Raw genomic sequence first — 15250 nt, 5'->3', positions numbered from 1 at the left:
TCATGGCCAATCGTAGCCGCCGTCTGCGTAAGAAACTGCGCGTCGATGAATTCCAGGAAATGGGTTTCGACATCAGCTTCAACTTCCCGGTCGGCACTGCCGAAGAGTCCATCGATGCAGTAGTCGATGCGATGATCGATGAGGTTGTAGAACCCCGCCGCCTGGCGTTCGCCGGTTCAGGCCACCTGGCTTGGGAAGGGATGATCTGCACTCAGCAACTGGGTAAATGTACCGAAGAAGACCGCGCTGTGCTGAAATCCTGGCTGGAAGGCAAGGGGATGGAAGCCGTGGTGGTCACCGAGCTGTTCGACCTCTGGTACGGTGAACCGGCCTGATACAGGGCAGCCTTTCTGGCGCCTTGTTGTGGGTAATTAGACAAATCCCGCCGCTGGCGGGATTTTTGTCAGTGGGGATGGGATCTCCACCGCTGTTTTAGTCATGGAATCGCTTATCGCTTATGGTGTTGTCATCCGAATTACTGGCCAGCATTCTTGAAGAGGTGCGCCCGCTGCTCGGGCAGGGCAAGGTGGCCGACTACATTCCTGCATTGGCTCAGGTACCGGCCGATCGCCTTGGTATCGCAGTCTGTACCGTCGAGGGAGAGCTGTTTACCGCTGGTGATGCCTGCGAACCTTTCTCCATCCAGAGTATCTCCAAGGCCTTGAGCCTGACGCTGGCGCTCACCCTCTATCAGGAGGAGGAGATCTGGGCCAGGGTCGGCAAGGAGCCCTCAGGCCAGCCGTTTAACTCGCTCGTTCAGCTTGAATTCGAGCAGGGCATTCCCCGCAACCCCTTTATCAATGCCGGGGCGCTGGTGGTGAGTGATCTGCTGGAGACCCGCCTCACCGCGCCGCGGCAACGTACCCTCGAGCTGGTGCGGCGTCTTGCTGGCAACCCGGCCATCATGGCGGATCAGGTGGTGGCCCGCTCCGAGTATCAACACTCGGCCCGCAACGCTGCCATCGCCTATTTGATGAAGGCCTATGGCAACTTCGAAAACGAAGTAGACAAGGTACTGCAAAGCTATTTCAATGCCTGTGCCATCCGCATGAGTTGCGTCGATCTGGCGCGGGCATTCGTCTATCTGGCCAACCGTGGCCTGCCGCTGGGCGGCAGCGAGCCGCTGTTGCCAGCCCGCACCACCAAGCAGGTCAACGCCCTGCTCGCCACCTGCGGTCTCTATGACGAGGCGGGAGATTTTGCCTATCGGGTGGGTATGCCGGGAAAATCGGGGGTGGGTGGCGGTATCATCGCCCTGATCCCGGGTGAACTCAGCGTCTGTGTCTGGTCACCAGAGCTCAACAAGGCTGGCAATTCGCTGGCGGGTACGGCGGCACTGGAGCTGCTGGCTGAGCGGCTGGGTCGCTCCATTTTTTAACCTTGTTCACTATGAATCGAGAAATCACCATGAAACGACATTTTCGCTCTCTGCAGGCCGTTTTGGCGACCTTACTGCTCTGGTGCGCACAGCCGGCTTTGGCAGGGGAATTGCCACGGCTCTCGCTGACCGATGCCAAGGCCAAACAGGCGGTCATCCTGGATACCCGCGCCAGCCACTTCTATCAAGGCTGGCCCATGGACGGAGAGAAGCAGGGGGGCCACGTTACTGGCGCCGAGAGTCTTTCCGCCGATTGGAAATACAGTGATGAAGAGTGGCCAGCAGCGCTCGAGAGCAAGGGGCTGAAGGCCGATCGTCCGGTTGCGATCTACGGTGCGCCGCGGGAAGTCGCCGAAGTCGCACGTCTGCTGCGCAAGCAGGGCGTAAAGCAACTGTTTGAGCTGCAGGGCTGGAAAACCATGCCACGGGAGTCTCTGGCTCGCTGGCAGCAGTTGGTCTATCCGCGCTGGTTGGCGGACCTGCAAGAGGGCAAGCCGGTCGTAGCGGCGCCCAAGGGCGACTGGAAGCTGTTTGAAGTGGATTGGGGTTCACCCAAGGCCTACCTTATCAGTCACATCCCGGGGGCGGGGTATATAAATACCAACGACCTGGAAGAGGAGCCGCTGTGGAACAAGGTCTCTGATGAGGCACTCAAAAAGTTGCTGCTGGAAAATGGCATCCGTCACGATACCACCGTCATCCTCTATGGTCGCAACACCATGGCGGCGGCCCGTGCAGCCCACCTGATGATGTATGCCGGGGTGGAAGATGTGCGCCTGCTGGATGGGGGGCTGGATGCCTGGTTCGTGCAGCACCTGCGCACCGAAACCGGTCTGCCTAACAAATATGAGCCGGTGAAGGAGTTTGGCGTGGCCATTCCCGCGCACCCCGAGTACTACACCACCCTGGATCAGGCCAAGGCGCTGCTCAAGCAGCCGGATAGTGCGATGGTCAGCGTGCGTACCTGGGACGAGTTTGTCGGCAACACCTCCGGTTACAGCTACATCAAGCCGAAGGGCGATATCCCGGGGGCCAAGTGGGGTCACGGCGGGGTGGATGCCAACAGCATGAGCGATTTCCACAACCCGGACGGCACCATGAAACCGGCCCGCGAGATCCTCGCCATGTGGGACCAGTGGAATATCGAGCCGACCCAGCAGGCTGCGTTCTACTGCGGTACCGGCTGGCGCGCCTCCGAGGCCTTCTTCTACGCCTGGCTGATGGACTGGAAACGGATCAGCGTCTATGACGGCGGCTGGTACGAATGGAGCATGGATCCGAAAAACCCGACCGTGACCGGTGAGCGTCAGCCCGCCAAGTCATGATTGAGCAGTAGACAAAAGGCCGGACAGAGATGTCCGGCCTTTTTCATTGATGTGTCTACCGAGCCAGATAGCGATGCCAAGTTGCTGATTATCATCTTTGATTATCAGGGCTATCTGCGGGTGGCCCTGTCGTTTTCAGAAGTGACGGGCCACCGCAGGCTGGATGTCGCTGATGTGCTCAAATACTTCCTTTTTCTCACCATTCACGGCATGAATACAGCTTCCGTTATGGTTTGACCCGTATCATAACGCTCCGTTTTTATTGGAGGTGTTATGTCCCTGAACTCAATCTGGCGTATCGCGAGTTCCAGTCGCGTTCTATTTGGTACTTTGTTGCTGGTGGTGGCCTCAGCCTGCCATGCCAGTGATGACCAGTTCACCCTTGGCCGCACTATTTTGCTGGGGATCGGTGATCATGGTGCCAATATTCCCATGGTTGCTTGTCGTCAGACCAAATATATCAAGGTGAAGGCGGAGCGCGATTTGACGCTGGATCGGATCGTGGTGACATATGGTAGCAATCGTACCAAGACCATCAAATTTGATCGCAATATGCGCGCTGATAAAGAGACCGAATGGAAATCCCTCGGCTCGAGAGTCTGCGTAAAACGGCTTGAAGTGTACGGTAATGCAGAGGGGAGCAAGGCGGGCGTCAAAGTATTTGGCCGTAAATAATCGGGCTACGATCTTTTTTTAAATAATGGCGAGCCGTGGCTCGCCATTATTTTTATGGCCAGGTTAGCTATTTTTTCGGTCGAAATGGCTTGATGACGGCTTCATCGCACTCGAGGTAAGGCCCCTCCATCAAATCGATGCAGTAGGGGATGGCGGGGAAGACGGCATCCAGACACTCGCGGATCGATTTGGGTTTACCCGGCAGATTGACGATCAGGGTGTCATCGCGCAGTCCGGCCGTCTGGCGCGACAAAATGGCGGTTGGCACAAACTTGAGGGATTCGGCCCGCATCAGCTCGCCAAAGCCCGGCATCATGCGATCACACACTGCCTCGGTCGCTTCCGGCGTGACATCCCGCTTGGCCGGGCCGGTGCCGCCGGTGGTGACGATGAGGCAGCATTGCTCTTCATCCGTCAGCCGGATCAGGGTCGCTTCAATCTGATCCTGCTCATCGGGGATCACCTGATAGACGGGTTCCCACTCTGAGGTCAGATAGGCGTTCAGGGTGTCGATGATGGCTTTGCCAGAGAGATCTTCATAGATGCCCGCACTGGCGCGATCACTGACGGTGACGATACCGATTTTTGCCTTGCTCATGGTCTGCTCTTGGATGAACGATAAAGTGGCAATTAAAATAACATAATCAGTGAGATATGTTAAATCATCAAGAAATGTGGCCGAGTGGAACGGGGAGAATAAAGTGTCGAATGAAGCGAAGTAAAGTCACACTGGTTTTTATTTGAAGTAAAAAACCTAAACTTACAGCCAAAAGCGTATAAGTATTTTTGAACGTTCAAAATTAAAATAATTGCTTGTTCCTAAACACAATTAAATTTTATAAGCACTCTTTTCTGTTCACCCCGGAACCTGTTGATGGAATCCTTTTTATATTGGTCGTATATACACTGTTATATAGCTGGATCGCTATGGCACCGATGTGAGAAGCCAGCAAACATTGCCGGGGAGGGCGTATGGAGTTGCCTGATTTTGATACCTTGAAAGAGCTGGCTACAACTGAGCCTGCCCGATTGGATGCGATTCTGGAGCAGCAGATAGATCAGTTGATGACCCGGGCAAGTCCTGATCAGCAGCGCCGTCTGCGTGGCTTGCAATTCAAGATTGATGGCCAGCGTCGGTTGGCGAAAAACAACCTCGATAGTTGTATCCGGATCGCCAGCATGATGCGGGAATCCTTTTATGTGATGCGTAGCGAAATGCTCCAGTTCAGTGAGCAGGAGGAGTTACCAGCTGAAAGCGATAGCAGTGGTAAAATAATCTGTCTGGCTGATTATCAATGTGGTAAATAACCTGCCACAACGCTTTTTTTTGATATTTTTACTGAATATGGGAAACCAATATAAATAGCTATTCATGATATGCCGATTGTTATGGTTTTTAATGTTAGTGGTAATGTATTTGTAATGTGGCCTCTTTTTTCCTTCTTGTAATAACTGGTAGACCAGGTTGTGATAGGGGTGGATGAATAACAACAAAAGTTAGGCTAATATGGCCGACACTTTTATTGCTACGACTCGAAGGGATTATGAGAAGTATCACACCAAGACGGGTGTTGTCGCGGGAGCAACAGACAGAGATCACCCGCATTATCGTCAAGGTGGGTCAGATGTTGGCCCAGTTCGGGGCGGAGAGCCGGATCATCGAGCAGACCACGGTGCGCCTTGGCATGGCGCTGGGGCTGGAGAGTGTCGAAATGGCCATCTCTTCCAGTGCTATCGTGCTCACCAGTCTCTATCAGGGCGGTTGCGTCACCACCACCCGGCGGGTGCGCGAGCACGGCATCAACATGCAGGTGGTGTGCGAAATTCAGCGCATCTGCATCATGGCGGAGAAAGAGCTGATCGGTGCCCGTGAAGTGCGCCAGCGCCTCGAAGCCATCGTCCCCTTCCACTATCACCCCTGGCTGGTGGTGCCCATGGTGGGGCTCTCTTGCGGCGCCTTCAGCCTGTTGTTTGGCGGTGATTGGCCTATCTTCCTGGTGACCTGCTTTTCGTCTGCCGTGGCGATGCGGGTGCGCCAGTTGATCGCTCGTCATCACCACAGCCCACTTATCAACTTTGCCGTAACCGGTTTTATCGCCACCCTGCTCTCCTCCAGTGCAACCTTCTTCGGCTGGGGGGCGCAGCCTTATCTTGCCATGGCGGCGAGTGTCTTGCTGCTGGTGCCGGGCTTTCCGCTGATCAACGCGGTCTCCGACATGGTGAAGGGCTACTTCAACATGGGGCTGGCCCGCTGGGGCTCGGCGACCCTGCTGACCATCAGTGCTGCGATCGGCATTATTCTTGCCATGTCGCTGACCGGGATTTGGGGGTGGAAGGTATGACGGATCTGCTCTGGTTATTGGCCAAGGATGCCTTCTGGTCATCTATCCCCGCAGTGGGCTTTGCCATGCTGTTCAACGTGCCGCCGCGGATGCTGAAATATTGCGCCATGGGCGGGGCGTTGGCCCACAGCCTGCGTACCCTGCTGATCCACTACGGTATGCCCATCGAGTGGGCGACCCTGGCGGCGGCGACCACGGTCGGTTTTGTCTGCGTCTACTGGTCCCAGCGTCTGTTGGCGCCGCGTCCGGTGTTCAGTGTGGCTTCGATCATACCGATGATCCCCGGCAGCTATGCCTTCAAGACCATGATTGCGGTGGTGGAACTCAATATCTCCGGGGTGACCATGGAGCTGATGCAGAGCGCGGTGGAGAACGGCCTCAAGGCGCTCTTTATCGTCGGCGCCCTCAGTTTCGGTTTGGCGATCCCGTCTCTGGTCGTGTACCGTAACCGCCCCATAATCTGACAGACGGTGAGAGCCCCAATGAAGATCTCCATGATTGCCGCCATGGCCCACGACCGGGTGATCGGCAAGGACAACCAGATGCCCTGGCATCTGCCTGCTGACCTGGCTCACTTCAAACGGGTGACCCTCGGCAAACCGGTGTTGATGGGGCGCAAGACGTTTGAATCCATTGGACGACCGCTGCCCGGACGGCGCAATCTGGTGATCAGTCGCAACCCCGGCTATCAGGGCGAGGGCATCGAAGTGGTGGGTTCCGTCGAGGCGGCGCTGGCCCTGCTGGCGAGCAGCGCGGTGGCGGAGTTGATGGTGATCGGCGGCGGTCATCTCTATGCCGAGATGTTGGCGAGTGCGGATTACCTCTACCTGACCCGCATCGATCTGGCGGTAGAGGGGGATACCCGCTTCCCCGCCTTTGACGATGGTCAGTGGCAGCGCATCGACAGTGAGAGCCACCCTGCCGATGAGAAGAACCCGCACCCCTACAGTTTCGAGACCTGGCAGCGACGCTGACCCATTGTGATGCGCTAACTGATAGCCAGTAAAAAGCCCCTTGTGTTGCACAAGGGGCTTTTTTCGCACTGGCGGTTTGCCAGAAGAAACCTGTCCAGCAGGCCGATTATCCAAGGTGGCCGTTGCGATCTAAGCGAGGCGTTTGATCACTGCTTCAGCCTCTCTTCTTGTCTCCCAATTGCTCCCCATTCTGACAATTAGATAGTTAGAGTTGTAATTATTTATTGGTGAGAGCTATCAGAGTGGAATGCCCCTATCCAATAGGCGCTTACATGGCTGATTTTGCTGTTTTTTTTGATTGTTTTTAAATGGTTTTCACAACATCTTCTCGCTAACTGTTGCGGTTGTTATGGATAAAATCCGGCCATGTCTGTTTTTAATTGCTTTAAATAATGATTTAAAATCAAGTGCTTATCGATTGCTTTGTTTTACGGGACTCTTGTGGTTCTTTTGTTTTGACTGTTAATTGCTTAGTGTAGAAAGCAATTGGTTCGCGTTCGGCAGGTTAATCACCAAGATGTCGACCATGAAAAAAGGACAGTATGACAGTCAAACTCGAAGTCAAATCACTCTATAAAATCTTCGGAGAACATCCGGAAAAGGTGTTCAAATTGCTGGCGAAAGGGCACGACCGCTCCAGCATTCTGCAGAAAACCGGACAGACTCTGGGTGTGCAGGGGGTCGATCTGGCCATTCACGAAGGGGAGATCTTCGTGGTGATGGGCTTGTCCGGTTCGGGCAAATCGACGCTGGTGCGGCTCTTCAACCGCCTTATCGAACCGACCCGTGGTCAGGTGCTGATCGACGGTGAGGATATCGCCGCCATGTCGGAGAGCGAACTGCGTCAGGTGCGGCGCAAGAAGATCAGCATGGTATTTCAATCCTTTGCCCTGATGCCGCACCTGAGCGTGCTGGAAAATACCGCCTTCGGGCTGGAGCTGGCCGGTGTGCCGCTTCTCGAGCGCCAGGAAAGTGCCCGTCAGGCACTCAATCAAGTGGGTCTTGGCCAGTGGATTGAGGCCTTCCCCGATGCCCTCTCCGGTGGCATGAAGCAACGGGTCGGACTGGCTCGTGCGCTTGCCAATGACCCCGATATCCTGCTGATGGACGAGGCCTTCTCCGCGCTGGATCCGCTGATCCGCACCGAGATGCAGGACGAGCTGCTCAAGCTGCAGGCCAGCCATCAGCGCACCATAGTGTTTATCTCCCACGATCTGGATGAGGCGATGCGGATCGGCGATCGCATCGCCATCATGCAGGATGGTCAGGTGGTGCAGGTCGGTACCCCCGACGAGATCCTGAGCCAGCCCGCCAACGACTATGTGCGCGCCTTCTTTCGCGGGGTGGATCTCGCCAATGTTTTCAGCGCCCGCGATATCGTCAGTCGCAAGCAGATGCCGCTTATCAAGAAACACACCACCGACGGGCCGGGCAACGCCCTGCGTCAGCTCAAGGAGCTGGAGCGGGAATTTGGCTACGTGGTGGATCGCAGTCGCCGTTTCATCGGCGTCGTCTCGGTCGAGTCGCTCAGTGAGGCCGTGCGTGGCAAGGGGAGTCTGGAGCAGGCGTTGCTGGCGGATATCCAGCCGATCCTGGCCGACACCTCTCTCAATGAACTGATCAGTCAGGTGGCAGCTGCACCCTGTCAGGTGCCCGTGGTCGAGGAGGATGGCACTTATCTGGGGCTTATCTCCAAGGCCAATCTGCTCAACACCCTGGACAGGAGTACCCCGGTATGAAGCTGAACAATCCCCACGCATTGCTAATCGGCTTGCTGGCGCTTCTGCTGCTGGCGAGCCCCTCCCTGCGGGCTGATGAAGCGGATGCTGACCCTTGGGGTGCAGCGACCACCACGGTTGCCGCCGATCCCTGGGGCAGTACCGCCACCGAGGCGGCCGACTGGCAAAACCAGATTGCTGCCGTGGATACCCCGGCCGCCGTCAACTGGCTGGATCCCTTCCAGCAGGCGCTGGTGCCGCTAGATAGCTGGGTCGAAGGGGGCATCGGCTGGTTGGTGGAGAACCTGCGCCCGCTGTTTCAGCTGATCCGTGCGCCGGTGGAGGTGACCCTCAACGCCATGACCCATCTGCTGCAGACGGTGCCATCTACCCTGATGATCGGGTTGTTGACCCTGATCGCCTGGCAGCTGGTCAACGGCCGGATGGCGCTTGGTACCCTCGCCGCACTGGTCGGGATCGGGCTGATTGGTGCTTGGTCCGATGCCATGGTGACCCTGTCGCTGGTGCTGACCTCGCTCGTCTTCTGCATTCTGATCGGTTTGCCGGTGGGCATTTTGCTGGCCCGCAGTGAACGGCTCTCCCACTGGACCCGGCCGCTGCTGGATGCGATGCAAACCACTCCGGCCTTCGTCTACCTGATTCCCATCGTCATGCTGTTTGGCATCGGCAACGTCCCCGGCGTCGTGGTGACCGTGATTTTCGCCCTGCCGCCGATGATCCGCCTCACCATGCTGGGGATAAGACAGGTGCCTGTGGATCTGGTGGAGGCCGCTCACTCCTTTGGCGCCAGCCCCTCCCAGCTGTTGTTCAAGGTGCAGTTGCCACTCGCCATGCCCACCATCATGGCCGGGGTCAACCAGACCCTGATGCTGGCGCTCTCCATGGTGGTGATCGCCTCGATGATCGCGGTCGGCGGCTTGGGTCAGATGGTGCTGCGTGGCATCGGGCGTCTCGATATGGGGCTCGCCTCCATTGGCGGTCTCGGCATCGTACTGCTGGCCATAGTGCTCGACCGTCTGACCCAGGCGATGGGCCAACCGGATCGCAACCGGGTTGGCCGCTGGTATCAGCGTGGCCCCGCTTCCTTGCTGCTGCGCCTCACTGGCCGCAGCAAATCCATCGATTACAAAGGAGTAAATGGATGAACCTCATCACCACAACGCGCACTCGTCATTGCTTGCTGTTGAGCACCCTGTTGTTGAGCTCCTCGCTGCTGAGTCCGCTTGCCATCGCCATCGCCAGCACCGAGCGGCCGGGGGAGGGGATCCGCGTTCAACCCTTGCAGAGCTCCCTGCCGGAAGAGACCTTCCAGACCCTGCTGGTTAGCAAGCTGATGGGGCGTCTGGGTTATGACGTCCAGCCGGTGCAGGAGGTGGATTACAACGTGGCCTATGCCTCGGTGGCGCAGGGGGATGGCACCTTCCTCACCTTTAACTGGATCCCGCTGCAGGACAACAAGTACCAGCATGCGGGGGGAGACAAGGTGTTCTTCCGTCAGGGCACTTATGCATCAGGTGCCGCTCAGGGCTATCTCATCGACAAGCAGACCGCGACCCGATATGGCATCACCAATCTGGGTCAGCTCAAGGATCCCAAGCTGGCGGCGTTGTTTGACGGCGATGGGGATGGCAAGGCCGATCTGGTGGGCTGCAACCCGGGCTGGGGCTGCGAAGAGGCGATCAACCATCATCTGGATGAGTTCGGGCTGACCTCCACCATTACTCACAAGCAGGGCAACTATGCGGCGCTGATCGCCGATACCCGTGCCCGCCTCCAGAGCGGCAAGTCGGTGCTCTACTACACCTGGACCCCCTACTGGCTCAGCAGCGAGCTGGTGCCGGGGCGGGATGTGGTGTGGCTTGAGGTGCCTGCTGGCGCCAAAGATGCCGACAGCACCCGCCTGCCCAACGGTAAGAACTACGGCTTCGCCGTCAACACCATACACATCGTGGCTAACAAGGCATTCACCGACGCCAACCCGGCGGCTGCCAAGTTGTTTTCCATCGTCAAGCTGCCGCTGAATGACATCAACATCCAGAACGGGCTGATGAACAAGGGCCAGAACACCCAAGCGGATATCGAGCGCCATGTGATGGCCTGGCTCAAGGGGCACGAAGCTCAGGTCAGCGACTGGTTGACTCAGGCGCGGGTTGCCGCCGAGCAGGTCAACGCGGCAGGTTAAGCCTCTCTCCCGATCCGTCCCGTTGGAAGGGCTGCAAATCAGCCCAAGCAGAACGCCCGGCAGTTGCCGGGCGTTCTTTATGGTCAGGATCCGACCTTGCCTGCGGGCTCAGATGCCGGAGCCGCCCTGCTCGCCATGCTCTTTGCCGCCCTCCTCGTGCAAGCCGCACTCGCGCTTGAGGCCGAAGAAGCGGGTCTGCTCCTCGCTCATGCCCGGCTCCCACTTGGTGGTGGTGTGCACATCGCCGACTGACAGATAGCCTTGCTCCCACAACGGATGGTAGGGGAGGTCGAACTCCTTGAAGTAGTAAAAGACGTCCTTGTTGCTCCAGTCGATCACCGGCAGGAACTTGAAGCGGCCGCGCTGGATGGCCAGCACCGGCAACTTGCCACGGCTGCCGGACTGCTCCCGGCGCAGGCCGGAGAACCAGGTCTGGGCGCCGAGCTCGTGCAGGGCTCTATCCATCGGCTCCACCTTGTTGAGCTGGTTGTAGCGGGTGATCCCCTCCACGCCATGCTCCCACAAGAGGCCAAATCGCGCCTCCTGCCAGGCCGGTGACAACTCGGCACGGTAGATCTTCAGGTTGAGCGCGAGGCGCTCGGTCAGCTCGTCGATAAAGCGATAGGTCTCGGGGAACAGATAACCGGTATCGGTCAGCACCACCGGCACGTCGGCCCGCTCGCGGTTCACCAGATGGAGCATCAGCGCCGCCTGAATGCCGAAGCTCGACGACAGCAGATGCTCCCCCGGCAGATTGGCCAGTGCCCAGCGCACCCGTTCGGGGGCGCTCATGGTATCCAGCTCCCGGTTGAGGGGCGCCAGCGCTTCGGTCTGCTCTTCACGGCCGAGGGCCAGTAGTGCCTGCAGGTCAAGGCGGCCATCTTCAGTGACATTAAGCGGCAGATTAAGCAGCATAGAAGTCTCTCGCAGAATCGATAACGGGAGCAATCACCCCAACCCGGATCACGAAGTCGCCAAAGCATTCGCCCTGATTGCGCTCGTTCGCCCAGCGGCCGATCAGCGCGTCCAGTTCGGCCAGGATCTGCGGCTCTGTGATGTTCTCCTGATAGAGGCGCGGAATGCGGGTCCCCTCCAGATTCCCCCCCAGATGGAGGTTGTAGCGGCCGGGCGCCTTGCCCACCAGACCCACTTCCGCCAACATGGCGCGGCCACAGCCGTTGGGGCAGCCGGTGACCCGGAAGACGATGGCGTCATCCGCCAGCCCGTGCTTGGTGAGCAAGCCCTCGATGTCGGTGACAAAGGCGGGCAGCATGCGCTCGGCCTCAGCCATCGCCAGTGGGCAGGTGGGCAGGGCCACACAGGCCATCGACTGCTTGCGCTGCTCGCTGATGCCGTCATCCAGTAGACCGTATTGGCGCGCCAGCCCTTCGATGCGGGCCTTCTCGCTGGCGGGCACCCCTGCGATGATCAGGTTCTGGTTGGCGGTCAGGCGAAAATCCCCCTGATGCACCTTGGCGATCTCCAGCATGCCGGTTTTGAGCGGCTTGCCCGGGAAGTCCAGCAGGCGGCCATTCTCGATAAACAGGGTGAGGTGGTGCTTGCCGTCGATCCCCTCGACCCAACCGAAGCGATCGCCACGGCTGGTGAACTCATAGGGGCGACTCTCGGCGAAGGGGATACCGGCGCGGCTCTCCACCTCGGCCTTGAAGGCCTCCACCCCCACCCGTTCAAGGGTGTACTTGGTTTTGGCGTTCTTGCGGTTGACCCGGTTACCCCAGTCGCGCTGGGTGCTGACGACGGCAGCCGCCACTTCCAGCACGTGGGAGAGCGGAATAAAGCCAAAATCGCTCGCCTTGCGTGGATAGGTGCTGGTGTCTCCGTGGGTCATGGCGAGCCCGCCACCCACCAGTACGTTGAAGCCCACCAGTTTGCCACCTTCGGCAATCGCCACGAAGTTGAGATCGTTGGCGTGGATATCCACGTCGTTATGAGGCGGGATCACCACAGTGGTCTTGAATTTGCGCGGCAGGTAGTTGGAGCCCAGGATAGGCTCCTCGTCCTGCCCCAGTTTTTCACCGTCCAGCCAGATCTCCACGTAGGCGCGGGTCTTGGGCAGCAGGTGCTCGGAGATCTTCTTGGCCCACTCGTAGGCTTCCTGATGCAACTCGGACTCCACCGGATTGCTGGTGCAGAGTACGTTGCGGTTCACGTCCCCAGCGGTGGCAATACTGTCGATGCCGGTGCTGTTGAGGGTCTGGTGCATCAGCTTGATGTCGCGCTTCAATACCCCGTGAAACTGGAAGGTCTGACGGGTGGTCAGGCGAATGCTGCCGTAGAGACTGTGCTCTTCGGCGAACTTGTCGATGATCTGCCACTGGGCCGGGGTGATGATCCCCCCCGGCAGGCGGGCGCGCAGCATCACGTTGTGCAGCGGCTCCAGCTTCTGGGCGGCGCGCTCGGGGCGAATGTCGCGATCATCTTGCTGGTACATGCCGTGGAAGCGGATCAGCTGGAAGTTGTCGCCGTTGAAGCCACCGGTGAGCGGGTCTTGCAGATCCTGCTCTATGGTACCGCGCAGAAAGTTGCTCTCGCGCTTGAGGCGCTCGTTGTCGGCCAGTGGTCCTTCGACTGGACCGGCTTTTTGTTGCAAGACAGGTTGTTTGCTCATCAATAGACATCCCTTTGATAACGTTTGGCACGACGCAATTCGCTCAAATACTCTTCTGCTTCCTCACGGCTCTTGTGACCGTGTTCGGCAATCACATCCAGCAGGGCCTCCTGCACATCCTTGGCCATCTTGTTGGCGTCACCACACACATAGAAGTGAGCACCTGCTTCCAGCCACTGATAGAGCTCCTGGCCCGCTTCGCGCAGGCGGTCCTGCACATAAATTTTGTTGGCCTGATCCCGGCTGAAGGCCAGCGAGATCTTCGACAGCAGCCCCGATTTCACATAACGCTGCCACTCCACCTGATAGAGGAAATCCTGGGTAAAGTGGGGGTTGCCGAAGAAGAGCCAGCTCTTGCCTTCCGCGCCCTGAGCTTCCCGCTCCTGCATAAAGGCGCGGAACGGGGCGATGCCGGTGCCCGGGCCCACCATGATGACGGGGGTGTCGGGATTGGCCGGCAGGCGGAAGTTGTCGTTGTGCTCCACAAACACCCGCACCTCGCCATCCTCAATCAGCCGATCCGCCAGATAGGATGAGGCCGCGCCAGAGCGCACAGTGCCGTCCTCTTGCGGGTAGCGAACCACCCCGACGGTCAGGTGCACCTCCTCTTCCACCTCGCTCTGGCTTGATGCGATGGAGTAGAGGCGCGGGGTGAGGGGGCGCAGCAGCCCGATCAGCTGCTCGGCAGTGAGTGTGGTCGGGAAACGCTTCAGTACATCCACAATCTGGGCTGAGGCCACCAGCCCATTGACCTGAACCTTGTCGCCGGCCAGATCTTTCAGCGCTGCGTTGCCCGCGATCTCGGCAAGACCGGTGATAAAGCCGCCGTGCAGCCGGGTCAGCTCGAAGTGACCGGTCAGTGCGGCGCGCAAGCTGCCGTGGGCAGTGGCTTCATCGCCAGAGAGGGCGGCCAGGGCCAGCACTTCGCCCACCAGATCGGCGTCGTTGTCGAACCAGACGCCGAGGGCATCACCCGGCTGATAGGTGAGGCCGGAGTCGGCCAGATTGATCTCGATATGGCGGATATCCTTGGTGGAATCCCGACCGGTGATCTTCTGGTTGACTGACAGGCGGGCAGGGAAGGGGTTCTCCTTGCTGTATTGGCTATGACCTACCGCCTGCTGCACCTCGCTTGCCACATTGTTGCTGGCTGCGCCTGTAGAGAGGGTCGCGGCAATGGCGTTGAGTGCCTGCTCGCCCCAGCTCTTGGCGGCATCCTGATAATCCACATCGAGGCTGGCGAGCTCATAAATCCGCTCGGCCCCAGCGGTGGCGAGGAAGTTGTCAAAATCTTTGCCGGTCTGGCAGAAAAATTCGTAGGAGCTGTCACCCAGCCCCAGCACCGCGAACTTGAGGCCGTCCAGCTTGCCAATCTTGCCTTTTTTAAGCTGCTCGAACAGATCGACAGCGCTCTCCGGCGGTTCACCCTCCCCGTAAGTGCTCACTACCACCAGCAGATGGCTCTCTTTCTTGAGCTGCTTGGGTTTGTAGTCGGCCATCGACGCGAGGGTGACCGGTAGACCACGGGCCTCGGCCTGCGCCTTGATGGCACTGGCGACACCTTTGGCGTTGCCGGTCTGGGAGCCGTAGAGAATGGTCAGGCTGCCACTGGGCGCAGCCACGGCCGCGCTGGCGGTAACGCTCTGCTGACCGGTCTGGGAGAGGCCGTAGAGATATCCGCTCACCCAGGCCAGTTGCTGGGTATTGAGGGTCGAGAGTACCTGACCCAGCTGACGTTGCTGCTCGTCAGAGAGGGGGGAGAGGTTGAATGGGGAGTCCTTCAATTGCATCACACGCGTCTTCCATGGTCTGATTTTTGGCCAGATTAAAGGGCGTGTTGGCTAACAACAAAGAATAAAAATATCTTCTTTATTCCATTATTGAATTTATAAAGTGATTTGGCGGTAAAGGAGATAGAAAAACGCCCCGCTGTTACGGGGCGTTTTTATTGGCTATCACGCTCGGGATTGACCCAAGGGATGTAGCTGGCTTCTGTGGGCCTTATT

The 15250-nt window shown here is 58.3% G+C and carries 16 protein-coding genes; 12 read left to right on the top strand and 4 right to left on the bottom strand.

Features of this window, described 5'->3' with window-relative positions:
- The first annotated feature begins 2 nt into the window (after positions 1-2).
- The 5 genes from BN4575_RS10135 to BN4575_RS10115 all read left to right on the top strand — a co-directional run bounded on the left by BN4575_RS10135 (position 3) and on the right by BN4575_RS10115 (position 3378).
- On the top strand, positions 3-335 hold the full coding sequence (locus BN4575_RS10135) for a YggL family protein (protein ID WP_042022764.1): 333 nt from the start codon (positions 3-5) through the stop codon (positions 333-335).
- Positions 336-457: 122 nt separating this feature from the next.
- Positions 458-1378, top strand: a complete 921-nt coding sequence (gene glsB / locus BN4575_RS10130; RefSeq protein ID WP_068978091.1) for a glutaminase B — start codon at positions 458-460, stop codon at positions 1376-1378.
- A gap of 29 nt (positions 1379-1407) precedes the next feature.
- Positions 1408-2703: a sulfurtransferase gene (locus BN4575_RS10125; protein ID WP_068978090.1), complete on the top strand. Its 1296-nt coding sequence runs from the start codon at positions 1408-1410 to the stop codon at positions 2701-2703.
- Positions 2704-2784: 81 nt separating this feature from the next.
- Positions 2785-2940 (top strand): hypothetical protein, encoded by a 156-nt coding sequence (locus tag BN4575_RS22070; protein ID WP_176716428.1) that lies wholly within the window; start codon positions 2785-2787, stop codon positions 2938-2940.
- A 36-nt stretch (positions 2941-2976) separates the two neighbouring features.
- Positions 2977-3378: a DUF2541 family protein gene (locus BN4575_RS10115; protein ID WP_068978088.1), complete on the top strand. Its 402-nt coding sequence runs from the start codon at positions 2977-2979 to the stop codon at positions 3376-3378.
- Between the two features lie 67 nt (positions 3379-3445).
- Here BN4575_RS10115 and mog read toward each other — a convergent pair whose 3' ends face one another.
- A complete protein-coding gene (mog, locus tag BN4575_RS10110) occupies positions 3446-3976 on the bottom strand; it encodes a molybdopterin adenylyltransferase (protein WP_068978087.1) in 531 nt (176 codons plus the stop codon).
- Between the two features lie 374 nt (positions 3977-4350).
- Between mog and BN4575_RS10105 the strand changes: the two genes are divergently transcribed.
- From BN4575_RS10105 to proX, 7 genes are all read left to right on the top strand, one after another.
- On the top strand, positions 4351-4686 hold the full coding sequence (locus BN4575_RS10105; protein ID WP_068978086.1) for a DUF3135 domain-containing protein: 336 nt from the start codon (positions 4351-4353) through the stop codon (positions 4684-4686).
- Between the two features lie 236 nt (positions 4687-4922).
- Positions 4923-5720: a threonine/serine exporter family protein gene (locus BN4575_RS10100; RefSeq protein WP_068978085.1), complete on the top strand. Its 798-nt coding sequence runs from the start codon at positions 4923-4925 to the stop codon at positions 5718-5720.
- Positions 5717-6184 (top strand): threonine/serine exporter family protein, encoded by a 468-nt coding sequence (locus tag BN4575_RS10095; protein WP_042022775.1) that lies wholly within the window; start codon positions 5717-5719, stop codon positions 6182-6184. The genes BN4575_RS10100 and BN4575_RS10095 overlap by 4 nt, the downstream gene beginning before the upstream one ends.
- 18 nt (positions 6185-6202) lie before the next feature.
- Positions 6203-6694, top strand: a complete 492-nt coding sequence (gene folA / locus BN4575_RS10090) for a type 3 dihydrofolate reductase (RefSeq protein WP_068978084.1) — start codon at positions 6203-6205, stop codon at positions 6692-6694.
- A 542-nt stretch (positions 6695-7236) separates the two neighbouring features.
- Positions 7237-8433: a glycine betaine/L-proline ABC transporter ATP-binding protein ProV gene (gene proV, locus BN4575_RS10085; RefSeq protein WP_068978083.1), complete on the top strand. Its 1197-nt coding sequence runs from the start codon at positions 7237-7239 to the stop codon at positions 8431-8433.
- A complete protein-coding gene (proW, locus tag BN4575_RS10080; RefSeq protein WP_068978082.1) occupies positions 8430-9578 on the top strand; it encodes a glycine betaine/L-proline ABC transporter permease ProW in 1149 nt (382 codons plus the stop codon). The genes proV and proW overlap by 4 nt, the downstream gene beginning before the upstream one ends.
- Positions 9575-10615, top strand: a complete 1041-nt coding sequence (proX, locus tag BN4575_RS10075) for a glycine betaine/L-proline ABC transporter substrate-binding protein ProX (RefSeq protein WP_068978081.1) — start codon at positions 9575-9577, stop codon at positions 10613-10615. The genes proW and proX overlap by 4 nt, the downstream gene beginning before the upstream one ends.
- A gap of 108 nt (positions 10616-10723) precedes the next feature.
- Here proX and BN4575_RS10070 read toward each other — a convergent pair whose 3' ends face one another.
- The 3 genes from BN4575_RS10070 to BN4575_RS10060 are packed head-to-tail and all read right to left on the bottom strand — an operon-like array spanning position 10724 to position 15034.
- A complete protein-coding gene (locus tag BN4575_RS10070) occupies positions 10724-11530 on the bottom strand; it encodes a phosphoadenylyl-sulfate reductase (RefSeq protein WP_068978080.1) in 807 nt (268 codons plus the stop codon).
- Positions 11520-13244, bottom strand: a complete 1725-nt coding sequence (gene cysI, locus BN4575_RS10065) for an assimilatory sulfite reductase (NADPH) hemoprotein subunit (protein ID WP_068978079.1) — start codon at positions 13242-13244, stop codon at positions 11520-11522. The genes BN4575_RS10070 and cysI overlap by 11 nt, the downstream gene beginning before the upstream one ends.
- Positions 13244-15034 (bottom strand): assimilatory sulfite reductase (NADPH) flavoprotein subunit, encoded by a 1791-nt coding sequence (locus BN4575_RS10060; RefSeq protein WP_068978078.1) that lies wholly within the window; start codon positions 15032-15034, stop codon positions 13244-13246. The genes cysI and BN4575_RS10060 overlap by 1 nt, the downstream gene beginning before the upstream one ends.
- Positions 15035-15250 lie beyond the last annotated feature (216 nt).

Origin of the sequence: Aeromonas sp. EERV15 (assembly GCF_900079845.1) — a bacterium.
Taxonomy (GTDB): Bacteria; Pseudomonadota; Gammaproteobacteria; order Enterobacterales; family Aeromonadaceae; genus Aeromonas; species Aeromonas sobria.
Note: the sequence above shows the minus strand (reverse complement) of the source record. Positions and strands in the feature narration are given on the sequence as shown.